26 protein-coding genes and 1 riboswitch are annotated in these 21,240 nt (G+C 40.6%); of the genes, 9 read left to right on the top strand and 17 right to left on the bottom strand.

The annotated features are described in order from the left end of the window. The first annotated feature begins 144 nt into the window (after positions 1-144). Complete coding sequence (locus ASU00_RS08580) at positions 145-657, top strand: hypothetical protein (protein ID WP_152983712.1); 513 nt, start codon at positions 145-147, stop codon at positions 655-657. 57 nt (positions 658-714) lie between these two features. On the opposite strand, the gene ASU00_RS08575 is transcribed toward ASU00_RS08580, so the two are convergent. The 5 genes from ASU00_RS08575 to ASU00_RS08555 all read right to left on the bottom strand — a co-directional run bounded on the left by ASU00_RS08575 (position 715) and on the right by ASU00_RS08555 (position 5,066). Beyond that, positions 715-1,164, bottom strand: coding sequence for a hypothetical protein (locus ASU00_RS08575; protein WP_057913052.1), 450 nt, complete (start codon positions 1,162-1,164; stop codon positions 715-717). 514 nt (positions 1,165-1,678) lie between these two features. Next, entirely contained in the window at positions 1,679-2,347 is a 669-nt protein-coding gene (locus ASU00_RS08570) for an ABC transporter ATP-binding protein (RefSeq protein WP_057913051.1), read from the bottom strand. 4 nt (positions 2,348-2,351) lie between these two features. Further along, on the bottom strand, positions 2,352-3,641 hold the full coding sequence (locus ASU00_RS08565) for an ABC transporter permease family protein (RefSeq protein WP_057913050.1): 1,290 nt from the start codon (positions 3,639-3,641) through the stop codon (positions 2,352-2,354). Next, positions 3,638-4,585: a hypothetical protein gene (locus ASU00_RS08560; protein WP_057913049.1), complete on the bottom strand. Its 948-nt coding sequence runs from the start codon at positions 4,583-4,585 to the stop codon at positions 3,638-3,640. The genes ASU00_RS08565 and ASU00_RS08560 overlap by 4 nt, the downstream gene beginning before the upstream one ends. Positions 4,586-4,643: 58 nt before the next feature. Further along, complete coding sequence (locus ASU00_RS08555; RefSeq protein WP_057913048.1) at positions 4,644-5,066, bottom strand: hypothetical protein; 423 nt, start codon at positions 5,064-5,066, stop codon at positions 4,644-4,646. Between the two features lie 351 nt (positions 5,067-5,417). On the opposite strand from ASU00_RS08555, the gene ASU00_RS08550 reads away from it, so the two are divergent. Beyond that, a complete protein-coding gene (locus tag ASU00_RS08550) occupies positions 5,418-5,810 on the top strand; it encodes a thiol-disulfide oxidoreductase DCC family protein (protein ID WP_057913047.1) in 393 nt (130 codons plus the stop codon). Between the two features lie 43 nt (positions 5,811-5,853). Here the strand turns inward: ASU00_RS08550 and ASU00_RS08545 are convergent, their stop codons facing one another. From ASU00_RS08545 to ASU00_RS08530, 4 genes are all read right to left on the bottom strand, one after another. Further along, complete coding sequence (locus ASU00_RS08545) at positions 5,854-7,191, bottom strand: DUF3238 domain-containing protein (RefSeq protein ID WP_236712682.1); 1,338 nt, start codon at positions 7,189-7,191, stop codon at positions 5,854-5,856. A 217-nt stretch (positions 7,192-7,408) separates the two neighbouring features. Beyond that, entirely contained in the window at positions 7,409-7,573 is a 165-nt protein-coding gene (locus ASU00_RS08540; RefSeq protein ID WP_330219527.1) for a YvrJ family protein, read from the bottom strand. A gap of 46 nt (positions 7,574-7,619) precedes the next feature. Continuing rightward, positions 7,620-7,838: a DUF2922 domain-containing protein gene (locus ASU00_RS08535; protein ID WP_057913044.1), complete on the bottom strand. Its 219-nt coding sequence runs from the start codon at positions 7,836-7,838 to the stop codon at positions 7,620-7,622. A 36-nt stretch (positions 7,839-7,874) separates the two neighbouring features. Beyond that, complete coding sequence (locus tag ASU00_RS08530) at positions 7,875-8,093, bottom strand: DUF1659 domain-containing protein (protein WP_057913043.1); 219 nt, start codon at positions 8,091-8,093, stop codon at positions 7,875-7,877. Positions 8,094-8,252: 159 nt separating this feature from the next. On the opposite strand from ASU00_RS08530, the gene ASU00_RS08525 reads away from it, so the two are divergent. Continuing rightward, the gene (locus ASU00_RS08525; protein WP_057913042.1) at positions 8,253-8,870 is read left to right on the top strand and encodes a hypothetical protein; all 618 of its coding nucleotides are present in this window, start codon (positions 8,253-8,255) and stop codon (positions 8,868-8,870) included. A 252-nt stretch (positions 8,871-9,122) separates the two neighbouring features. On the opposite strand, the gene ASU00_RS08520 is transcribed toward ASU00_RS08525, so the two are convergent. From ASU00_RS08520 to ASU00_RS08510, 3 genes are all read right to left on the bottom strand, one after another. Then, positions 9,123-10,550 carry a GntP family permease gene (locus ASU00_RS08520; protein WP_057913041.1) on the bottom strand — a complete coding sequence of 476 codons (1,428 nt, stop codon included), beginning with the start codon at positions 10,548-10,550 and terminating at the stop codon, positions 9,123-9,125. A 134-nt stretch (positions 10,551-10,684) separates the two neighbouring features. Continuing rightward, positions 10,685-11,461 (bottom strand): 3-hydroxybutyrate dehydrogenase, encoded by a 777-nt coding sequence (locus tag ASU00_RS08515; protein ID WP_057913040.1) that lies wholly within the window; start codon positions 11,459-11,461, stop codon positions 10,685-10,687. A 30-nt stretch (positions 11,462-11,491) separates the two neighbouring features. Beyond that, a complete protein-coding gene (locus tag ASU00_RS08510; RefSeq protein WP_057913039.1) occupies positions 11,492-12,775 on the bottom strand; it encodes a GntP family permease in 1,284 nt (427 codons plus the stop codon). A 358-nt stretch (positions 12,776-13,133) separates the two neighbouring features. Here ASU00_RS08510 and ASU00_RS08505 point away from each other — a divergent pair, with 358 nt between their 5' ends. The 3 genes from ASU00_RS08505 to ASU00_RS08495 all read left to right on the top strand — a co-directional run bounded on the left by ASU00_RS08505 (position 13,134) and on the right by ASU00_RS08495 (position 15,422). Then, entirely contained in the window at positions 13,134-14,042 is a 909-nt protein-coding gene (locus ASU00_RS08505; protein ID WP_057913038.1) for a LysR family transcriptional regulator, read from the top strand. Between the two features lie 101 nt (positions 14,043-14,143). Beyond that, positions 14,144-15,067: an NAD(P)-dependent alcohol dehydrogenase gene (locus ASU00_RS08500; protein ID WP_057913037.1), complete on the top strand. Its 924-nt coding sequence runs from the start codon at positions 14,144-14,146 to the stop codon at positions 15,065-15,067. 127 nt (positions 15,068-15,194) lie between these two features. Beyond that, positions 15,195-15,422 (top strand): hypothetical protein, encoded by a 228-nt coding sequence (locus tag ASU00_RS08495; RefSeq protein WP_057913036.1) that lies wholly within the window; start codon positions 15,195-15,197, stop codon positions 15,420-15,422. Between the two features lie 160 nt (positions 15,423-15,582). On the opposite strand, the gene ASU00_RS08490 is transcribed toward ASU00_RS08495, so the two are convergent. Then, positions 15,583-15,981: an NUDIX hydrolase gene (locus tag ASU00_RS08490; protein ID WP_236712667.1), complete on the bottom strand. Its 399-nt coding sequence runs from the start codon at positions 15,979-15,981 to the stop codon at positions 15,583-15,585. Between the two features lie 226 nt (positions 15,982-16,207). After that, a riboswitch (purine riboswitch) is annotated at positions 16,208-16,312 on the top strand. A gap of 165 nt (positions 16,313-16,477) precedes the next feature. Here ASU00_RS08490 and ASU00_RS08485 point away from each other — a divergent pair. Then, positions 16,478-17,356 (top strand): 5'-methylthioadenosine/S-adenosylhomocysteine nucleosidase, encoded by an 879-nt coding sequence (locus ASU00_RS08485; RefSeq protein ID WP_057913035.1) that lies wholly within the window; start codon positions 16,478-16,480, stop codon positions 17,354-17,356. A gap of 48 nt (positions 17,357-17,404) precedes the next feature. Here the strand turns inward: ASU00_RS08485 and ASU00_RS08480 are convergent, their stop codons facing one another. From ASU00_RS08480 to ASU00_RS08470, 3 genes are all read right to left on the bottom strand, one after another. Next, entirely contained in the window at positions 17,405-17,761 is a 357-nt protein-coding gene (locus tag ASU00_RS08480; RefSeq protein ID WP_057913034.1) for a hypothetical protein, read from the bottom strand. 174 nt (positions 17,762-17,935) lie between these two features. Beyond that, on the bottom strand, positions 17,936-18,661 hold the full coding sequence (locus ASU00_RS08475) for a ZIP family metal transporter (RefSeq protein ID WP_057913277.1): 726 nt from the start codon (positions 18,659-18,661) through the stop codon (positions 17,936-17,938). A 117-nt stretch (positions 18,662-18,778) separates the two neighbouring features. Beyond that, entirely contained in the window at positions 18,779-19,117 is a 339-nt protein-coding gene (locus tag ASU00_RS08470) for a hypothetical protein (protein ID WP_057913033.1), read from the bottom strand. 237 nt (positions 19,118-19,354) lie between these two features. On the opposite strand from ASU00_RS08470, the gene ASU00_RS08465 reads away from it, so the two are divergent. Next, positions 19,355-19,849 (top strand): L,D-transpeptidase family protein, encoded by a 495-nt coding sequence (locus ASU00_RS08465; RefSeq protein ID WP_057913032.1) that lies wholly within the window; start codon positions 19,355-19,357, stop codon positions 19,847-19,849. A gap of 598 nt (positions 19,850-20,447) precedes the next feature. Here ASU00_RS08465 and ASU00_RS08455 read toward each other — a convergent pair. After that, a complete protein-coding gene (locus tag ASU00_RS08455) occupies positions 20,448-20,714 on the bottom strand; it encodes a S8 family serine peptidase (RefSeq protein WP_057913030.1) in 267 nt (88 codons plus the stop codon). Between the two features lie 268 nt (positions 20,715-20,982). Between ASU00_RS08455 and ASU00_RS25370 the strand changes: the two genes are divergently transcribed. Further along, positions 20,983-21,129 carry a hypothetical protein gene (locus tag ASU00_RS25370; protein ID WP_161809712.1) on the top strand — a complete coding sequence of 49 codons (147 nt, stop codon included), beginning with the start codon at positions 20,983-20,985 and terminating at the stop codon, positions 21,127-21,129. Positions 21,130-21,240 lie beyond the last annotated feature (111 nt).

Genomic DNA, 21,240 nt, shown 5'->3' with positions numbered 1-21,240 from the left:
GACACAATAATCATTAGAAACTTTTTATGAACCACACTCATAATCCGGTTTACATTCTATGCTGGAAGCAAATGATTAACATGTATCTCATTCCAATCAACGTCGTCATATTGTAGAATGAAGCTAAAAAGGCTCGAGGTATGTATGATAAAAGGAAATTCTTATATGCTTGTTTTCTCCATGCTGATGTTGTTGCTAATCGTACTTGTTTCCACTACACCGATAATGATCAAGGCCTTACTTGCCGTTTTAACGATAGCGCTTTACTTTCCTGCGATAAGGAAGCTTCTGTTCAAAGACAAATTCAGAAAAATTAAAGTGGCATTATACTCCTCATTGAGCTTTACAATCGGACTATTGCTACTCTCGGCTTTTGATGAACCTTCATCTACGTTAACCGGTGATACCCTATCCTCTATGATTGTTGTGCTTTTTTATAGCGTGATGGGAAATTTCATATACGGCTTACCAGCCTCACTTTTGGCTGAACTTATCTCAATAAGATTTTTCGCGATTCGCATCTGGTTATCTGGATTCATTCATATTGGTTTTGGACTGATTACATACTTTATTATGCCAGGCTTGTTTATACCGGCGATTATTTGTGCCATACTCTTTTTTGCACTGGATGAAATCACTAAACCTCACTTAACGTAAAACTTCATGCAGCTTGACATTAGGAAGTAAAGTAGCGCCATTATCAAGTTTTTAACTTTACAAGGTTATGACCCAAAACTCAAGATCTTCTAAGACTAGATCATAAGGGTCTTTAATATCCACCCAGCACATGTTTCGTTTGTTGGAAAGTGCAGAATGCTCTTTGCCACTCAAACAAGTAAAGTACTCTACTACACCACTAGCATTAAGGGCTTCATTTAAATAAGCATAAAGTATTGTTAAGCATTTGACTTCTTCCGCTGTTCCCTTATATTCAAGTCCTAAGGGGATGTGATTTGAATAGGCGGCTACTTGGTAATCGAATGAGAAGTGCGGACTATATGAAATCTTTCGTTTCAATCTGCTATCGTAATTATTATCAAAATATAAACCGATGAAATCCAATTCGTTTATGAAGACATTAGGTTGTTCCGAAGACAAGGGTTTCGACCCGAATGAACCATTTGGCAATCTCATTGGTGACGCTATATACATGTACTGTGTCATAGTCCGCCTCCTTTTTAAAAATTCCGCTGCTAGTTTCGTGGATAACACTTTAATCCGATGATGATTACCTTTATTGTCAGATAATTATAACACTTCATTCTTGTACAGCTTGAAAACACTTTATCTCAAAACGGAACCACCTCTCTATTTATTCAAAAAAGTGTAATTTTTTACATTTAAATACTAGAACATTTGTTCTTTTCATGTTATTATTATCATACAAACAATAAAACATCAGATCGCTGCCAAACGATTTGATTTGTAATGATAATTAAAGGTCGGTTGTATCCGCGGGCCTTACAAGGTTGTACCGCTGAGCCGAGCCATTTGCTAACATCTAGGGTGCTAGTGAGCAAGAACAGCTTCGACCTTCAGCTAACGCACCTGATTATTCTATAAGAGAGTTTAGCCCTGTGAGCTAGGTCCACTAATCCGTCTTGAAAACCCCAATCTCACAGCATCTCAAAAAGGTTCCCTGGATGAAGCCCAGGAAACCTACTTTATATAAATTCATCTATACTATATGAAGTCCTTCTTTTGTCATATTATAAACAACATCACTATGAGCAGCTACCAATTGACTATGTGTTGCCAATATAATGGTCGTTCCATTAGATTTCGTCTCTTGGAAGAATTTTAATATGATTGATGTTGTTTCGTCATCCAGCGAACCCGTTGGTTCATCAGCAACGATTAACGTAGGATTGCTTATTATTGAACGAATAATTCCTACTCTTTGAACTTCTCCCCCAGATAATTTTTTGATTTTTTCATTTAATAAATGATAGACCTCAAACCATTTACTTAACTCCACAATTTTTTTCATTTTTGCTTCTTCTAATTTTGGGTTTTTCTTATCGAAGATGAATGGAATACAAATATTTTCGTAAACCGTTAACTTAGAGATCATCGGACTGAATTGCGAAATATAACCAATACGATCTCCTCTTACTCGAGCTAGTTGATATAGATTCTTTTTTTCCATATCCATGTCATCCAATCGATAAGTTCCAGAGGTAACTGTCTCCAGCCCTGCAATAATATTAAGAAGCGTGCTTTTTCCTACTCCACTTTTCCCCTTAATAGCTATCATTTCCCCTGATTCTACTGATACATTAACATTATGGAATATAGCTTTGTTTTTATACGATTTAGATAGGTTACTTAACATGATTTTAGACATTGACTCACCTCTTTAACTGTTGAACGATATCAACTTTAGCATATACTTTTTTAACGAGTATTTGGATGATTATCAACATGATGATTAAAAAGATTACGCTAACAAAAAGATAATTAATCAAAAATGAGAATGATCCACCTAGCAATAATGCAAATGGGATTACTGGAACGATGATGCCAACCGTACTAATCAACAAAAATTCTGCTATTATGGATTTTTTTATATAATCCATATTGGCACCGCTAATAAGTAAAACAGAATAAGTATCTATATTCCTCTTCACTTTCGAATAAAGAATAAACGTATATGCACAAAGAGCTATTAAAAAAGTGATCGCAATTGCCAGATAAATAAGTGTAAGATTTGCTTTTGTCATACTGAATAAAGTGTCGATAGCGATACCATTTGCACCAATGATTTGAAAATCTTCGAAACCTGAGTATTTGGAGATATGCTCCATATCTTTTCTGATTTCTAGAGGTGAAGCTTCTGTAATTAATAGACTATTGGCTGTAGCATATAATGTAGCACTAAAGAACACTTGCGCATCAGGATCTTTCGGTAAATAATTCGAAACCTTTGTTTTGAAAGTTAACGCTGGCAATATAATATATTTGTCTAACATTACTTCTGGCTCGTTTGCGGTCATTATTTTTTGTGATGGTCCAAAGAAACCTATGATTTGACCTTTAAATTCTTTTCCATAAACTAAAATATTCAGATTATCACCGAGCTTATACATACGGGAATAATCATTCCCTAGTATGACAGGAATTTCATTCGTATTGCTATTATATATGTACTCTTTCTTGGTGAACTTTCTTCCTTTCGTTACTTGCAGGGCGTTCATATCGAATACAGAATCATTAATCTGTAATGAGAGAACTCTCGTATAAACATGGCCATTTAGCTTGATAGTGGGGTTCGGTTCATCTCCATACTGATAATTAGGATCAAAGGAACGATCTCCCTTAAAATCCGCCAATTCGATTGGCTGCCAGTTAGCTGTGTAGGTAATAAACTTTGAAGAAGTTGATAGTTTATTGTTGAACTTACTTAAGGTGTCATAACCCTCGCCACTAGAAAAAAAGCTAATTTCTTTATCATTAACTAAATCATCAGATAGCTGATAGACATTCTTGCCTTCAAAGTTTGAAACAGTCCGTGTTTCAATGCTAGCCTGATTCATATTTACGACTAAAATTAAAACTAAGAAAAAAAACAAGATAGCGATCAGCAGTATTAATACATTTAAAAATCGATTTTGTTTAAATAATATCCAAAACAGAGTCAAAACCTGTTTCCACCTTTTCTTTGTGTAGAGTAAATGATAATAATCAAGCTAAAACCAATTAAGTAGAGAATACAGCCAATTAAGAGGTACCTTATAGAAATTAACCACAAATCAGACCAAAAGACATGAAAATATTTGTTAAATAAATAATCTAAAGTAACAAATACTGCTGTTAAAAAAATGTATGGCGCTAATTTATATTGTAAAACAGTAAAAAACACAGAAAAAATATCTTTACCTGATAAATACAGGACCCTGAAAATAGATTGATCTTTTATCACCCAATTGGAACCAACAAAAATAAAAATAACAGTTAGAAAGATCAGCCCTATTTTTAACGAAAAGATGACCGTTTTATTTGAACTTACAGAATATGTACCGTAATCATCAAGATTTATTTCTTGAATGGAACTTATCGTTACATTCTTTTTTAAAATTTTATCAACATCCTTTTCGGGACTGCTGAACGTAAAAAATCCGCCGTTTTTCGTATTCATATGATTTACATTGGATATTAGCCAAATATCATGGTTTAGTTTGTAGGAATTTGAATAAGCAAAGATTCCAATAACCTGATAATCATTTGGCACATTTGTCTTTGACACATCTTCTCCAATAATCGCTACCTTCTTGTTAGTAGAGAATACATCATATTTCTCAGAGTAATGTATAGGAGGGAGAAGAACGTTTCCACTCAATACAACATGTTTAAGATTAGGAGATTCAGGATGTGATTGATATAACAAATAATTATCTTGATCTACTACAATAGGAAATAGCGGCTTTTGCGTTGTAAACGATATGGAATTGCTATTAACATAACCATTGTTAACCATATTGACTTTATCGATATAAGATAAGAAGTAACCAATAGCCATACAGCACAAATGTAAAAGAAGAAGATAAATCATATACTCGGGAGTGAAAAAATGATATTTTTTCATAATTTATAACATAGGATAAAGATAGGAAATGGTCAAAAGACCATCTCCTAATCTTTATCTATTTTTTGCCCCAGTAAGTCTTCGCAACTGCTCCGACTGGATCAATATACTTACTATAAGCTACAGTTGAACCTGTGCCGTATACTCTATAACTATCTCCTTGAACCCCAAACATTCCCTCAAATCTTGCTCTTGAATAATGATGAACGCCTTTCCAGGACGTACGTGCGACAACACGCTTAGCTACGTATGTACTTTTAGTTTGCGTCTCAATTGTAGCTTTGTGACTTTGCGGCTTAGACGCTGCTGCATACGTTGAAACTTGTTGGGAATTCGTTGAAATCCAACTGCCTTTCCCTTCAGTCCAACCACCCTCTGCGGCAAACGATGAATTCGGAACTGTACATAATACAGCTGCAGCGAAAGCACAAGTCGCGGTGATTTTAAATAATTTACTTTTTCTTTTGATTTTAATTTCCATTCCCTTTACCTCTTTCCAATATTTTCTTTAAATCATGAATCAAAGTACTATACTACCAGACTTTTGATTAAAATCAACCATATACCTCCTAAAACAGGGTAATATTACTTATTCATTTAAAATTTGTATATTTTTATGAATAGTTTAAACAGAGTAGCTAGTTTCCGTATTTTTTTCTGTTACGTATAGAATTTGTTTTTAAGTCCGATTAAAATGGATGAACTTGCTGTACTTCAGCTATGATAAGTTAATATGTATTCATCAACCTCCTTACGTTTTCGCCTTACCAGAACGGGTAGTGTATGATAGAAGCATGAGTTTGATAAACGTCTCTCTATAGGAGGAATGTTCATGAATTCGGTCATTTTATTTGATGGGGAATGTAACTTTTGTGATTCGAGCGTGCAGTTCATCATTAAGCGGGATCCGAAGGGGCTTTTTCATTACGCTTCGCTCCAAAGCGAGGCGGGGCAGGAGTTGCTGAAAAAGTATGATGTTCCTGCAGACATGGATAGCATCGTGCTGATCGAGAAGGATCAGGCCTATTATAAATCGTCTGCCGCCTTGAGGATTTGCCGGGGGCTGCAAGGTGCATGGAAATTGTGTTACGGTTTCATCATCGTTCCAAGCTTCATCCGGAATATCGTTTATGACTTCATTGCCAGAAACCGGTATAAATGGTTCGGAAAGAAGGCAGAGAGTTGTATGCTGCCATCACCAAATGTTCGGAAGCGTTTTTTATAGGAAAGAAAAAGGACAATGAGCCATCAGTTGCTCGTTGTCCTTTTCATTGGGTAAAAGTGGAGTACCTCCATAAATGATTGGCCGTTGGGCGGGCCATCATTTCAAGACCTTTACTTTTCGCCAGATGCAGCGTCTCCCACTCTTGGTCATCCGTCTCCTTTAGATATATTTCATGATGGGGTGCTTGGTCATGATAGCCGGCGATATTGATTTCGCCATTACGGTAAAAGGTTCCGATCACTTTATAATCGACGGCAGGAGAAAGGATGATTGGATTGCCAACAGAGTGTGTCAGTTGAATCGTCGTTTTCTCTTTATTGGATAAAACATGTTTCACTATAATGTCTTCGTCTGATGCCACACCTTCTTCAAGAAAGACGCGATCCTTATCGTACGCCTCACTTTTTCCGACCGCTTTGGAAAATTCGATTTCCGCAGCCTTCTCCTTTTCCTGGATCGTCACATCAACCCTGGTTCTGTAGCGGGGTGATTCAGGATCGAAACTCCGATTGTCTCCTTTAAAATAAGGAACCTTGGAAGCAAGGTTCGGGTTCTTCAGCCACTCCTCCGGTAAAAAGGTGGTATAGCGAAGCTGCCAATTCCTTTGCTTTTTACGATCGATTTGGCTTTCCTCAACCGACTGCAATAGCTGTTTCACCTGTCCTACCCTCTTGGTGTTCGTTATTTCCTCAATCGCTGCCTGTTCTAGTGAAGATCCTTTTTTAAAAGCTCCAACAATACTCGCCAAAAGGGATTTTACGGCATATGTTTCTTGTTCGGAACGCGGAAGGGGACGCCTCGCTTTGATCGTATATGTGTATTCTTGGTTCTCACCAATACTCCGATCATGGAAGGAACATCCTTTCACCCTCCCGACCTTCACGCCGTTCCGGTAAATCATATATTCCTCTATTCCTTTTATCGGCTCCCATTCCAGGCTGATTTGGCCCTTTGCTACAATCGTGGTGAAGACCAGATCCAGAAGGATATTATCCTCTTTCTTATTGTCTGTAGTCGTCGATGTCTGTATTTTCATTCGGTTCAAGACGCGTTTCCCTTCATCCATGCTCTCGATTGTATACGTATAAAGCGTTCCAGCTGTCAGTCCTTCTTCTGCTACATAAGGCTCCGCTCCGCTATATATCAGCTGTAGGTCTCTAAATACCCGGTAGAAGTGTGCATCATCTCGCCAGACAAGCATTATGGCAGCCTCTTTCCGCTCAATCTTGCACATCAAGGACGTCGTCTTGATTACGGCCCGGTGCAGTCTCTTATGTGAAACGAGACAAGCGATGCCAGCTATCCCGAGAGCTAGCAATGTATGCCGGGGCTTGATGGTAACTGCGCCTAGTTTTAAGCGTGGAAATGCATAATGAGACATCAACAACTTCAACACCTCTTCCTTTTATAGGTGTATCTCTTCTTGTTTCTTTACCCACTTTGCACTCCGAGCACACTTTGCAATGTGCTGCCACGTTCATTAACCTAAAAAAATGAGGAAAGTCTTGTATCCATTTAACGGCGATTTTATATGTCTATTCATTTTTTCGCCGAAAAAGCATCATGAATGCTACCACTCATGATGCTTTCCACTTTCTTTATCCTGATTTTGGAATCCCCTCTCGCAGGCGATCTGGCAGCTCTACAAGCGTTTCGTTCAAGGTATCCAGTTTCGTTTCAATTCGATGAAGCAAATAAAGGGTTACGATGATCGGAAACCCAATATCACTGACAAACGGCAGGATTTGATCCACTTTCTTCACCTCACCTTCTAGGGGTGAACTCTAAAAGGATGCACGACGCTATACGTTAGCCGAGCTCCAACTCCTCGACATTCCGCTCAACAAGTCGTGCGCCCTTCACGCCGACGAATCCTCCCGAAGCCGAAACGAAGACATTTCCGGCAATCAATTGTTCCATTGCCAGTTTAATCGTATTTACATGAACAGGATGCTTCGGATTTTCAACGGCAATCGTCGCTGATTTGCCTTCCGCAGTCTCGAATATCATTTCCAACACTTTAGCCACTTGACATCACCTCCCTCCGGACCGTTTATACACCACTTAGCCAATCAACGAATACGTATCGACCCTGGTCACTTCGCCCATTGGATAATTCTGCACACTGGCAATGGCAGCAGCTGTTGAAAACAACTGATCAGCATTTGCCTCGATCCTGATGTTCGTGAAGGTTCTGCGTTTGAAGGCGATGGATCCTTTTTCATTTATCCCCGTTTCAAAATCCACCCGAAGCGTACTGGATACTGGAATTTGGTCAGCCATGTTTTTCACCTCCTTTCACACTCTATATAAACATTTTGGAGCGGAAAGTAGCATCATCTTGAACGTTGCCTTATGAAAGAATTCGGCATTTGGCTTTAACTGGAACAATATGTTCGCTTTTAAATGGAAATAATAATCGTGAAAGGAAGTGGATCAGTTATGACACTAGAATGGTTCGACCGAATAAGCGGGGAATTGCAGGATCATCTTACTTCGATATGCGACGAATATGACAGCAATGGCAGCATGATCGTGGAGCGCGGAGCGAAGCATCCACGCATCGAATTTTATACAGAGCTGGATGACAACGAAAGGGATCATTTCGCCTCGGTGTTTTTCGATCCGCATAATCAAGAATTTTATCTCGAGTCCTTCGAGCCTGAATTAGGGCAGATCAGCAGAGTGATTTTAGCGGATATTGAAGAAATCGTTGATGCTGTCCACGAAGGCTTTCATGACTACATGGAAGAAACCGATTATGAAGACGATGCTGATGGATTTGAAGAAAATGAAGATACCGTGACTTACGAAATTGATGTTGAATGGGAAACACCGGAAGTAACCGCTTATAGCAAGGAAAATGAAGTGGAAGTCACCTATCAATTCGGAATCGTCCAGGAAACCGGTGATGGCGTACTAAAGCGGATCAATCGGATCCGAACAGCAAATGATGACCTATTGAAGGATGAAACCAACTTCATATTCAGCAGGGAAGAAGCAAGCACCATCATCGCCATGATCGCCAGCCACATGGATAAACTAAGCGAAATGGATTAAACAAAAAAACCTTGTCCAGAAATTTAACTATACAGATTAATCAAAATTCATAAAAAAAGAACCCATATCTTATCGTATGGGCTCTTTTTTTGGGGTTTACTCGCGAATTCGGCTCGTTTATTCGTGAGTTTGGCCGTTTTATTCGTGAATTTGGCCGTTTTATTCGTGAGTTTGGCACTTTTATTCGTGAGTTCGTGCTTTACTCTAATTCGGACGTTTTCTCATCATCTCGTGCTTTACTCGGTTTCGTCTTTAGACGATGCCGAACCACGTGTAGAGAGCGATGACGACGAAGACTGCCAGTGATTTGATGATGGTGATCATGAAGATGCTGCCGTACGATTGTCGGTGTGTTAATCCGGTGACGGCAAGTAAGGTAATGACTGCTCCGTTATGCGGAAGGGTGTCCATGCCGCCTGATGCCATGGCGACGACTCGGTGCATGACTTCGGGTGAGATATTGGCCGCGGCGATGGCTTGATTGTATTTGTCGGCCATTGCGCTTAAGGCAATTCCCATTCCGCCTGATGCGGATCCCGTTATGCCTGCGAGTGCACTGGTGGCGACAGCGCCATTGACAAGCGGATTGGAAAAGACGCCGGATATGCCATCACTGATTTTTGCGAATCCTGGGAGGGCAGCGATGACTCCGCCAAAGCCGTATTCGGATCCTGTGTTCATGACGGCAAGTAAGGATCCGCCGATACTGGTGTTCAGGCCTTCTTTCATGTTTTTCGTCACTCGTTTCCAATCATAGGCAAGGGCGGTGATGATGCCGACTACCAAGGCGATGACAACCGCCCAGATGGCGGAAGTGGCCGCTACATCAACGGAGTAGGCCTCAAGTCCGATTGCCGAAAAATCAAATCCATTCGGGTACCACTTCGGTATCGCCTTGGACAGATAATTGTTCATGAGGGCCACTAATGCAAGGGGAACGAATGCTAATATCTGCCGTAAAACAGATTGATTGGTTTGTAAATCTGGAACTGGCTCGCCTTGTTCCGATTCAGCGGCGGCCTGTTTTTCCTCCGGCGTGCCGTAATAGCCTTCTCCCGCTTTTTTGGCGCGTCTCTTACGGCTCTCCAAATAAGCCAGGCCGACCGATAGGACAAAGATGGCTCCGATGATGCCAAGGATCGGGGCGGCATAAATGTCCGTACCAAAGAAGGACGTAGGGATGACATTTTGAATTTGCGGCGTGCCCGGCAGAGCGTCCATCGTGAACGTGAATGCACCAAGGGCGATGGTGGCCGGCATCAGCCTTTTTGGAATATCGGCTTGCTTGAACAATTGGACGGCAAAAGGATAAATGGCGAATACCGCAACAAACAAGCTCACTCCACTATAAGTTAAAATTGCACCTAAAAGAACAATCGTCAGCATCGCTTGTTTGGCACCGATCAAGCGAACGATCGTCTTGGCAATTGATTCGGCGATTCCCGACATTTCAATGATTTTCCCAAAAATGGCACCTAATAAAAAGACGGGAAAATAGTTTTTGATGAATAGGACCATCTTTTCCATGAATACCCCTGAATAGAAGGGTAAGACGTTACTCGGATCAATCAAAAAAACCGGTAAAAGTGCAAAGATTGGTGCAAATAAAATAACGGAATAACCGCGATAGGCTGCGAACATTAGCAGACCAAGCGACAGTAGAATTATCAGTAAGTCCATGTAAATCCCCCTAACACATTTAATCCAACTTTGAAAAATTACGCCAAATTAGTCAAATATACGCCAAAAGTGAACCTCTTTGTCAATTTCAGTTTGACAGAAAGGTTCACCTTCAGTTTGTTATACGTTAGTTATTATTGAGCTGTATAGCCGCCATCGATGACAACAGCTTGACCTGTTACGCTTTTCGCTTTATCGCTTGCCAAGAACAAGGCATAATCAGCGATTTCACTAACATCCAATAGACGTTTTTGAGGGACTAATGGAAGAAGGACTTCTGCCAATACATCCTCAATCGGAACATTACGTGTTTTCGCCAAGTCTGCCATTTGTCCGCGAACAAGTGGAGTATCAACATAGCCAGGGCATAAAGCATTGACCGTAATCCCGTGCTCTGCACCTTCCAAAGCAGCAACTTTCGTTAAACCGATGACTCCGTGTTTCGCACTGTTGTACGCCGCTTTACCTGCGAAGCCGATGACTCCGTTAATGGAAGATACGTTGATGATGCGGCCGAAACCTTGTTCCTTCATGATCGGGAATACGGCTTTAGTTAACATGAACGGTGCTGTCAACATGATTTTGATCATCAATTCGTATTTAGCAGTCGGGAAGTCCTCGATTGGTGATACATGCTGTAACCCAGCATTGTTAATGACGATATCTACCGAACCAAATGTTTCTTTAGCTTCTTTCACCATGTTTACGATATCTTCTTCGTTCGTTACATCAGCTTTGATACCGATTGATTCAAAGCCTTCTGCTTTAAGGGACTCAGCCGCTTCTTTTACCATTTCTTCGTTGATGTCGGAAAGAACGACCTTGGCACCGCTTTGAGCGAAATGTTTACCTATTTCAAATCCAATACCGCGAGCAGAACCTGTAATGATGACGACTTTATTTTCAACCATGATAAATTCCTCCTACTGAACATTTTTTTATTAGACGATTCCGATGGCACCCATGATAATACCGACGATCATCGCAATTGTCGGGATGATGAATGCTACCATGAATACATCCTTATATGTTTCTTTATGTGTTAACCCTGTAACCGCTAAAAGTGTTAACAGCGCTCCATTATTAGGGAAAATGGATGCACCTGAGGCAACTGCGGCCATTCTATGGAATACATCCGGGCTAATTCCCGTAGATTGGGACAAGCTGTAGAACGTGTCGCCAAGAGCATTGAGCGCAATCCCCATACCGCCTGAAGCGGAACCAGTAATGATTGCCATGATCTGGACGGCAAGCGATTCTGCAACTAATGGATTGCTTGAAATGTTAAGCAGCCAAGAAGTTACGTTATCAAAAGCAGGTGTCGCCTGAATGACAGCTCCGAATCCAACAGCAGCACTAGTATTCAGGATTGCCATCACTGAACCTTTTGCTCCCTCGTTAACAGAGAAAACGAACCTTTTATAATCCTTGATATTAATGACCATTATGCTCAGAACACCTAATATTAAAGCATAAATCGGTTCCAATTTTACGACGTTAAGTAATACGACAACAATAATAAGCGGAACCAACGATAAAATCCAATTTGGAATTTTCTCATCTTCATCCGAATCCTTAACGGATTCATCCGTTTCTATGAACCCCTCACCTTTGGCAGACAGGGATTTTTGTCTATAAGCTAACCAAAAATACCCGCCAACAGCCATAATTAGTGAAGTGACGATCCCGATAATCATTCCAGAAGAAGGAGTCGTGTGAAAATACTCCATCGGTATCAGGTTTTGAATTTGTGGAGTACCTGGTATTGCCGTCATTGTAAAAGTAAAGGCCCCAAGAGCGAAAGTAGGTACCAATAATCTTCTCGTAACATTTGCTTCTTTGAATAAAGCAAGTGCGATAGGATAAACTGCAAACACGACAACGAACAAACTAACGCCACCATATGTTAATAAAGCTGAAGCGATAAGTACCCCAAGAATTGCTCTCTTTTTACCAATTAACTGTGTTACCTTTTTAGCAACTGATTTCGCTGCGCCCGTTTCATCCATCAACTTCCCGAAAATCGCTCCGAGCAAGAAGATAGGGAACCATTTCTGAACGAATCCGACCAAACCGGTCATATACGTTCCTGTATACGTATCAAATACATTTAGTCCGCTCATTAATGCTACAACTCCAGCCACTAATGGAGCTACCCAAATTATGGACCATCCCAGATAAGCTAAAGCCATCAACAATACTAAGCCAATAACAATACTTAACACTCGAAATCACCTCTTTTCTTGGTGATATCAATCGTTTTGCTTTCCATCCTAGTTCCCCCTTGATGTTTCACCCCTGAAAATGTTATATCAGAACATCCTCTTTTTATTATGCCAACATATTTTTAAAATGATTCCTTGACTGTGTCCCTAGTAAGCTGAACAAGACAAGCAATAAGTTAAGAGTATATCTATGAACTTCTTACGTATTCTACTAGCAAAGAGAATGTTTTTTTGATATAGGGTAATATATACTTGCTTTTTTAATTCTCATATAGTTTACATCCACTATATTTATAAGTAAAATGAATAAAAAGAATAGAATTCATGCAAATCGCGAATAAGTAGGAGCGATAAAGAGATGGAATTTCGAGACTTAAAATCCTTCACGGAGGTAGTCCTTCATAAAAGCTTTACCAATGCCGCAGCAAATTCTTATTTAACACAGCCATCCTTGAGTAAAGCCGTCAAAAAACTCGAGGAAGAACTGCGTGTCGAACTATTCGACCGATCAACTAGACATTTACGCCTTACCGATGCCGGTCAAATTGTCTATCAGCAAAGCCTAAAAGCCTTTGCGGCCTTATCGGAATTGAACGTACTCCTCGATGACCTGAGGGAGGTTACAACAGGCGAAGTCAAAATCGGCATCCCGCCGCTTATCGGCACCTTATTTTTTCCGGAAATTGCCCGCAGCTTTCAAGAACGTTATCCGAAGGTTACCCTTCAGTTGGTGGAGCTTGGAGCCAAGCTGATCGGCAAGCTTGTCGAAGACGGCCAAATCGATCTCGGCATCGTCGTATTGCCAGCGAGTGATGCTACCTTCAATATCTCCCCCTTCATTGAAGATGAATTCGTTTTGTTCCTTCATGATGAACACAGGCTCGCCCAGCAAGCCTTTGTCTCTCTAGCTGAATTGAAGGATGAGAAATTCATCCTTTTTGCAGAGGGTTTTACCTTGCATGACTACATTATTCAGGCGTGTGAAAAGGACGGATTCACCCCGGACATCTCATACCAAAGCTCACAATGGGATTTAATCATCGAGCTCGTCTCATCCAAGCTCGGCATCACCCTCCTGCCCAGATCGATTTATCATAAGCAAACGAACGAAAACGTAAAAATCATCCCGCTAAAAAACTCGGAGCTTTACTGGAAACTGGGAGTCATCACCAAAAAAGACGCCTACCAATCGTACGCCTTGAAAGAGCTATTGAAGCTGTTGGAGGAAGGAAAGCAAATCGTACAATGTGACCTTCCTCATAAATGAAAAGCAGTGAATTTCATCGACGAAATTCACTGCTTTTCAGCATGTATACCAGCCTCCATCATAAGATTAAAGGATTGATTCGAATACTAAGGAGACTCGCTATGAAAGCAATGGTATGCACAAAATACGGTTCACCAGATGTACTGGAGCTCAAGGAGGTGGAAAAACCCACTCCTAAGGACAACGAAATCCTCATAAAGATACATGCGACAACAGTAGCCTCCGGGGACGTAAGGGTCCGCAGCTTCAATAGCCCCTTTTTGCTTTGGCTCCCGATGCGAATCTTCCTCGGAATTAGAAAACCGCGTAAATCCATACTTGGCGTGGAATTAGCCGGAATCGTTGCGGAAACGGGATCAATGGTGAAAAAATTCAAAAACGGCGACGACGTTTTTGCGATGACAGGCATGAATTTCGGCGCTTATGCCGAGTACATTTGCTTGCCTGAAGACGGGGAGGTTGTCATGAAACCGGTGAACCTATCCTACAGGGAGGCGGCCGCCGTTTCATTTGGAGGAACAACAGCGCTTCACTTTTTCCGAAAAGCCAAAATCGAGGCTGGACAAAAAGTCCTCATCTACGGGGCTTCCGGAGCTGTAGGGACTTCAGCGGTACAGCTTGCCAAATGCTTTGGAACAGAGGTTACCGGCGTATGCAGTGCCGCTAATTTTGAACTGGTGAAATCGCTCGGAGCCGACAAACTCATCGATTATACCGAAGAAGACTTCACGAAAAGCCCAGAGCGATACGATATCATTTTTGATGCAGTTGGAAAAAGCTCCAAAGCCAGCTGCAAAAAAGCTCTAGCTTCAAATGGAAGATACGTGTCAGTGGAGGGCCAAGGAATAGCCAAAATCCTTACCGAAGATTTACTTTACCTCAAGGAGCTCATCGAAACAGGAAAGCTAAAACCGGTCATCGATAAATGCTACCCACTCGAGCAAATTCCCGAAGCTCATCGATATGTGGAAAAAGGACATAAAAAGGGAAATGTCGTGATAACAGTTGATCATGACGAAGACTGACATAGCATTTTGCACACTACTTGTATCCTAACCCCCTTCCTCCGTACTTCCACTCAATTCATAAATCGTGAAACGTTAACCAGAAACACACGTATATGGAAGGTAATGAGAAATTCGGGAGGAAGTCATGAAAATAGTTGCCATTGTACAATTGGTTTTGTTTATTGGGATTCCAGCCTTGATGATGTGGCGGAGCTATAAAAAGATGACGGAAGAAGAAAGAAATGACTTTAGAACTGATTTCGCGAGCAAGCGTTTTGCCGCTACATACGGCTTACTTGCACTCAGCTTCGCACTATTATGGCTCGAACCGATTTTTGCAATCACATGGTTGAAAACGGGAAGCGCCATATGATAGATAGTGAATAGCGTCTTTATATGGGTAAACGCTTCATCAAAGTGGAAAGCCGTGCTAGGAAGCTTCTCTTCAATGATCGCTTTAGCTCTGTTTTTATGGTTGGTCACAAAATAGGTGCGGCTCTTTTTAGCACCTATTTCTTTTAATTGGTTGTGTTTTAGACAACGATAGCACTTTTTCGGCTACTTCTTTTGGCCGAACATCTAACGAGGAGAGGTCTTCTATTTTTACCCACATAGGCTTTCATAGGCTGATATGTTCCTCTTAAGCTGTCTTTGTACTCTTCTCCATTTCCCGTACCGAGTACCCCTTCAATGATATCTCCTAAGAAAAAGTACTGAATCCCATTAAAATGAACAATTGCCAGGCAATCTTTAACCTCCACCTTAACTCCTAATTCTTCAAAGGCTTCCCTTTTTGCAGCTTGTTCAGGCGTTTCAGCTTTTTCAATCCCTCCGCCTGGGAAGACATAATAAGCAGTCCCTTCTCTACATCTTCTAATCAAGGCTACTTTATCTTTTACCTTTAAGATGATTGACCCTCTATTCCTCACCATATATTCCTCCTCATTTAAAAAAGAAAATCCTGATTTGAGTTTCTCCATATTGCTTTTCGTTCATTATTTAAAGAGATTCACACACACATAAAAAGCTACCGAAAATGAAGAAATTAGTGGTTTTTAAGAAAAAAATAAGTTAAATACGAATATTAAATAATGTTTTTATTATAAATGTTCACTTTTTCATTGATTCTTTACTGTTCGTTTGTTATATTAAAAAAGCAAAAACCCAACAATCATTACTCGTATATGCTCGGAAATATGGTCTGAGCGTTTCTACCTGGTTCCCGCCTGAAAGAACTGGACTACGAGTTAAAGTATTCTTCTGCTCGTCTTATTCGAGCAGCTAATGATCTAGCAATATCTTCATTGTTGCTTTATTATCGATGCTTTGACTTTCGTAGCTCTAGAAGGCAGAATCATTCTGCCGTTCTGGAGCTTTTTTCTTTCAGATCAAACCTGCGAGTGCATCCAATATAAAGGGGAGATTACTATGAAAAACAACTTGTTGAAAAAGTACACGATAGTAGGAATTCTTACGTTACTGTTAGTTTCGATGATGGCAGCTTGCAGTTCTGCACCGAAAAAAGAAACAGCAGAAAAAAAGGCGCAAAGGCCCATCATGGTTCAAGGTCCCATGCCAATCGAAGCTGAACATTTCGCAGAAAGATTGAAAAATGTAAAGGAAGAAAAATCAGGGGATTTCGTTTTTTACATCGGAACTTTAGATGATTATCCGGTAATCGTTGCGAAAACAGGTAAAGGCATGGAAAATACCGCTGCCGCGACAGCAATTGCCATTGAAAAATATAATCCCATCGCCATCATCAATCAAGGAACTTCCGGCGGACATGATCCAGAATTAAACGTTTTTGATATCGTGTTAGGAAAAAGAACGACAAACCTCGGTTCATTAAAAACAGCCGATAAAGCTGAAAACGAAGGCATCGACCCAACTATATGGAAGCCGATGGACTTAATGGCTTCTGAAGGAAGTGCTGGAGAAGACCCTAATGCTGAAAAGCCACGCTTCTACGAGGGAGATAAGGAATTACTTGCAGCCGCACATGCCGTTAAGGATACGTACACAAAAGGTAAGGTTGTCGATGGTACGATCGGTTCAGCGGACGTTTGGAATAATGAAGTCGATCGGATTAAGTGGTTCCATAAGAATTATGATACATCTGTAGAAGAGATGGAAGGCGCCGCCGCCGCACAAATCGCCAAAGCTTACGATGTTCCCTTCCTAGGGATACGGGTGCTATCCAATAATAAAGTGAATGGCGGTAAATATAACCCGAATACAGCAACTGCCAATCAAGGATACGTTTATGAAGTGGTCAAACAATATATCACTACGGTTAACAAATAACCTCGAACATGCAAAAAAGGCGCAGACAACTATCTGCGCCTCTTTTCTTCATTCCTGATCGCAAAATGTCAAGCTAAGGCTGTTCAATGTGTGAAGTCTGGCGGTAAAAATGAATAAATCATCGTAGTTATTTCCTACATATTCTTCGATGATGATATATCCTTTTCTGAATCTATCAACCAATAAATGCGTGTAGTTTTCATCCCAGGTGTACCGATTGATCCTTTTAAGTTCATCTGCCCATACTTGAAACTTAAACTCCTCGACAAGCAGCTTCAACTGATACAACTTATCTATATGTACACAAAAGATATTGTTCTTATCTTCATGTTGTTTTTGGACGAATTCAATAAAACCCTTGATTTGATCAGCGAGCATATTCGCTATTTGCATCTCGAAGCTCATCACTCCATCTCATCTCCCCCATGTCTAAAATCCCGCTACATCTCATTATTTAAATGTATGTTTTGATGGGCTATTTTAACACCCGGAATTACTCTTTAACGATAGATTCCTTATTTCTCCTATGTATCATCAAAAAGCCCCCTTTCCGTCCAAGGGGACTTCACACTTTTTTGGTTACATTGAATCAAGAATCAAAGAGATGAGCAGGCCGGCAGCGGTGAATATCCCGGTGATCGGGCCTCCGTCCTCATAGGCTTCGGGCATCATCGTTGACGCAATCATGGCAATGATCCCGCCGCCCGCAAAGGCTGCCATCGCTGCCATCACATATTCCGGGGCATGGTCGAGAAAGAGATAGCCGCCCATCGACGATAAAGACGAGATGACGAGTACGGAAAACCATAGCAGCATGATTTTCTTTTTGGAATAGTTACTATTGAGCAAGCCCGTCGTACTTGAAAGCCCCTCGGGAATATTACTGATGAAGATGGCAATCACCAACAGCCAGCTTACCGAGCCACCGCCTAAGAGGCTGGCGCCAATCATGATCGACTCCGGAATGGCATCCATCACCGTCCCAATGAAAATCGCTAAGCCGGCTTCCTTTGTCGAGCTTTTATTGGACCGTTTCCGTGAATCGGCACCTCTTTTGGAAACAAGGAAGTCCAAGACCGTAAACACGGCAGCTCCTGCAATAAATCCGATCGCCGTTGCCCAGAGTCCGCCATCATGCACCGAATCAGCAAGCAGCTCATAAGCAGCCGCCCCGATCAATACCCCCGTTCCAAATGCCATAATATAACCAATGATGTTTTTCTTGATCGGAATCAAGATGGCCGCAAGTGCACCAAGCAGGACAGCTGAGCCTGAAACCCCTCCCCAAAAGACCGCATTCCACATCATATACCCTACTTTCCTTTTTTCTAGCATGATACCCATGTTGGTGCCCTATGTAAACAGAAACAAGGTAAATCAGCGTCGCGAGGGCATATAGGTGGCCAACTTTATGTATAGGGCTTAGATGACGGAAGCTTGCGGTTTTCCTTCCTCTTTTTCACTAACCTTCGCAATCTTATCAACGAACATTTGGAAAACCTTCCTTTTTTCCTCCAGCTCTTTTATTGATTGTTTCAACTCGTTCAGCTTTTGCTCAAACGGTTTATGATACAGCTCACGGATGTTGCGGATAATCTCATCATTAATGGTCGATTGGACAACCTGCTTCGTAATATTGAATTTGTAGGAATAAACCTGAAGCTCACGTTTCACGCCCTCATATTCCTTTTCGATCTCATTCAGCACGGCACTGATCTCTTCATTCCAATCCACTAACGCCTTTTTCACATGCTCCTCCACCAAAATCCCCCTCTTTCACTATCAAATCCGATTCCATAAAAGCTCATTGTACCAATCCTTCATGTCGGTTTCTTTTCTGCTTATTTACTGAACGAATACGTTTTATTAAAAACACGTAACAGTTGGCCCCCGTGATCCTAGGGACAAGGCATCCTCCAAAGAATATACAACCGGCACGAAACACTTCTTCCCCTTCACATACAATGTAACGACGACGATAACCGATGGAGTGATTACATGATTCATACAGTTAAGAAAGGGGAAACGCTAGGTCAGATTTCCAAAGACTACCGAACATCGCTAGCTTCGATCATCCTTGCTAACCCGACCATAAACCCTAACGTCATATACCCAGGCCAAGCAATCGTAATACCCGGCTTCCCCCCACCTGATTCCATTCCATATCAGATTGATGTTTCCATTAACAACCGCACGCTAAAGCTACTGAACAATGGCGCCCTCCAAAAACAATACCCGATCGCGGTAGGCCGGATATTGTACGGAACACCAGTAGGTCAGTTCATCATCATCAATAAGGCCCCCAACCCTGGAGGCCCATTCGGAACGATGTGGATGAGTTTATCAAAAGAACACTACGGAATTCATGGAACGAATGATCCAAGCTCAATCGGCAAAGCGGTATCCAAGGGCTGCATTCGCATGTACAACCGAGATGTAGAAGCCTTATCGAAAATCGTTCCGATCGGGACATTGGTGACGATTCATCCGTAAGATTTTCCCCATCTTAAATAAGCCGACAGGTTGACCCCATCGGCTTATTTTCTCATTTACTTAAAAATCAAACTAGAATAAATTTTTCGTTCCGGTTCATCCAATAGAAAAATATTGTATGCACCCAAGAACAACAAACAAAACTGGAGGCGAATTGCCCTCCGCCGCTTAATAATCGAACAAGAACCCCCTTATGCAAAGCGGTCATTTTTTAATATGGGTGTATATTAGTATAGTTGTAAAATCACCACGACTATCGCGCCTTTCAATTTCGCATTACCATTTCAGCTAGATTAGTTCCTAAAGTTATCTTATCAACAAAAAATGGCAGGGACCCCCACTGCCATTCATGCGTTAATATAAAAGCATTATCTTTTAATATTAATCATTTTCCAAAAGAATAATAACCAGAGGATTATACAAAAAAACAGCACGTATAAATGAAAAGAATCGAAGTTTAGAACAATGTAAGTAATACTAAAAATAACAGGCAATTGCACCCCTACAAGTATAGTGGATTTTTTAACAATCTTATATTGCAGATAGCAAAGTCCCATCATGATAAGTAAAAAAAACATGATATCATTCCCTAATAAAATTATTTTCCCCTTACTTTTGCTTTTTCAAGAGCTTTTTTAGCATAAATATCTGAGCTAGCATTCGTTAATGGTTTCTTACTAATTTTAAGTATTTCAGCCAAGTCATTACTACTAATATCTTCAAATTCACTTAATACTAATGCCGCTACTCCCGTTACATAAGCTGTAGCGAAAGATGCACCACTTGAATATAAATAATCATTTTCGGGTAAAGCTCCTAAAATATTTTCACTCAGTTGAATCTTAAAAAAATGGCCCCTATTCAATCTTCAAGCAACTTAACCGCTTTTTAATTATTTGATATGGATGCCAATCTAGTTATTACTACCTGGATTTAGTAAACATTACAATTATACACATATTTTCCTGAAAAGTAAGTCCTATTTTTAAAAGCGATCTCATGAGAACATTGAACTATAGGAATAAACATATATTCTATATTAACTTTGGCAATCAAATAAAATAGGTGATTCTACTTAAAAGCTATACTACCTACTTTTATTCCTCAAAACCTTACTAAAGGAGTAATTAAACATGGATGCTGGTACTTGGAGTATTTTAGGAATGTTCGGCGGTTTATTAAGTCTTCTGCGATACGTTAATTATAAATCAAAAGAAAGAGATACAGAATTAAAGGAACGAATTGAACAATTAGAAAAAAAAATAAAAGATGCTAATTAAACTGGTACCTGTAGTTAGGACACTTGAAAAAGAGTGTTTTATTTGCACATAACCCTGTCAAGTAGACAATAAAAAAAGAGTGTTTTTTAAGCTGCGGCCTTTTCTCGATAT

It is taken from the genome of Peribacillus muralis (assembly GCF_001439925.1).
Lineage (GTDB): Bacteria > Bacillota > Bacilli > Bacillales > DSM-1321 > Peribacillus > Peribacillus muralis.
This window is presented reverse-complemented; position numbering and strand designations above follow the sequence as displayed.

What these genes read in the sequence shown, in the direction of transcription:
- ASU00_RS08580 (WP_152983712.1), top strand. Translation starts at nt 145, where the DNA reads ATGATAAAAGGAAATTCTTATATGCTTGTTTTCTCCATGCTGATGTTG.
- ASU00_RS08575 (WP_057913052.1), bottom strand. Translation starts at nt 1,164, where the DNA reads ATGACACAGTACATGTATATAGCGTCACCAATGAGATTGCCAAATGGT.
- ASU00_RS08570 (WP_057913051.1), bottom strand. Translation starts at nt 2,347, where the DNA reads ATGTCTAAAATCATGTTAAGTAACCTATCTAAATCGTATAAAAACAAA.
- ASU00_RS08560 (WP_057913049.1), bottom strand. Translation starts at nt 4,585, where the DNA reads ATGAAAAAATATCATTTTTTCACTCCCGAGTATATGATTTATCTTCTT.
- ASU00_RS08555 (WP_057913048.1), bottom strand. Translation starts at nt 5,066, where the DNA reads ATGGAAATTAAAATCAAAAGAAAAAGTAAATTATTTAAAATCACCGCG.
- ASU00_RS08550 (WP_057913047.1), top strand. Translation starts at nt 5,418, where the DNA reads ATGAATTCGGTCATTTTATTTGATGGGGAATGTAACTTTTGTGATTCG.
- ASU00_RS08545 (WP_236712682.1), bottom strand. Translation starts at nt 7,191, where the DNA reads ATGTCTCATTATGCATTTCCACGCTTAAAACTAGGCGCAGTTACCATC.
- ASU00_RS08530 (WP_057913043.1), bottom strand. Translation starts at nt 8,093, where the DNA reads ATGGCTGACCAAATTCCAGTATCCAGTACGCTTCGGGTGGATTTTGAA.
- ASU00_RS08525 (WP_057913042.1), top strand. Translation starts at nt 8,253, where the DNA reads ATGACACTAGAATGGTTCGACCGAATAAGCGGGGAATTGCAGGATCAT.
- ASU00_RS08520 (WP_057913041.1), bottom strand. Translation starts at nt 10,550, where the DNA reads ATGGACTTACTGATAATTCTACTGTCGCTTGGTCTGCTAATGTTCGCA.
- ASU00_RS08515 (WP_057913040.1), bottom strand. Translation starts at nt 11,461, where the DNA reads ATGGTTGAAAATAAAGTCGTCATCATTACAGGTTCTGCTCGCGGTATT.
- ASU00_RS08505 (WP_057913038.1), top strand. Translation starts at nt 13,134, where the DNA reads ATGGAATTTCGAGACTTAAAATCCTTCACGGAGGTAGTCCTTCATAAA.
- ASU00_RS08500 (WP_057913037.1), top strand. Translation starts at nt 14,144, where the DNA reads ATGAAAGCAATGGTATGCACAAAATACGGTTCACCAGATGTACTGGAG.
- ASU00_RS08495 (WP_057913036.1), top strand. Translation starts at nt 15,195, where the DNA reads ATGAAAATAGTTGCCATTGTACAATTGGTTTTGTTTATTGGGATTCCA.
- ASU00_RS08490 (WP_236712667.1), bottom strand. Translation starts at nt 15,981, where the DNA reads ATGGTGAGGAATAGAGGGTCAATCATCTTAAAGGTAAAAGATAAAGTA.
- ASU00_RS08485 (WP_057913035.1), top strand. Translation starts at nt 16,478, where the DNA reads ATGAAAAACAACTTGTTGAAAAAGTACACGATAGTAGGAATTCTTACG.
- ASU00_RS08480 (WP_057913034.1), bottom strand. Translation starts at nt 17,761, where the DNA reads ATGAGCTTCGAGATGCAAATAGCGAATATGCTCGCTGATCAAATCAAG.
- ASU00_RS08475 (WP_057913277.1), bottom strand. Translation starts at nt 18,661, where the DNA reads ATGTGGAATGCGGTCTTTTGGGGAGGGGTTTCAGGCTCAGCTGTCCTG.
- ASU00_RS08465 (WP_057913032.1), top strand. Translation starts at nt 19,355, where the DNA reads ATGATTCATACAGTTAAGAAAGGGGAAACGCTAGGTCAGATTTCCAAA.
- ASU00_RS25370 (WP_161809712.1), top strand. Translation starts at nt 20,983, where the DNA reads ATGGATGCTGGTACTTGGAGTATTTTAGGAATGTTCGGCGGTTTATTA.